1 protein-coding gene is annotated in these 251 nt (G+C 66.1%); it reads right to left on the bottom strand.

What is annotated here, in order from left to right; all coding sequences use genetic code 11:
* A partial coding sequence (locus SB751_RS33390) for a transporter substrate-binding domain-containing protein (RefSeq protein ID WP_410749420.1) occupies positions 1-251 on the bottom strand: 251 nt, incomplete at both ends.

The raw sequence follows: 251 nt of genomic DNA on the forward strand, positions 1-251 counted from the left end.
GCGGCACCGGCTTCATGAACCACTTGTCGTACAGCGCATTGATCTCGCCGCTCTTCATCAACTGCACGAGCACGCCGTCGACGAGCGCCTTGAACTGCGGATCGTCCTTGCGCAGCATGAATCCGTACGCTTCCGACGACTGCGGCGTGCCGACGATCGCCCAGTCGGCCGGTTTCGCCGCGAGCTGGCGCACGCCGGCGAGCAGCACGTCGTCCATCATGTAGGCGGCCGCGCGGCCCGATTCGAGCGTG

Source organism: Cupriavidus sp. SIMBA_020 (assembly GCF_046535395.1).
GTDB classification, from domain to species: Bacteria; Pseudomonadota; Gammaproteobacteria; order Burkholderiales; family Burkholderiaceae; genus Cupriavidus; species Cupriavidus campinensis.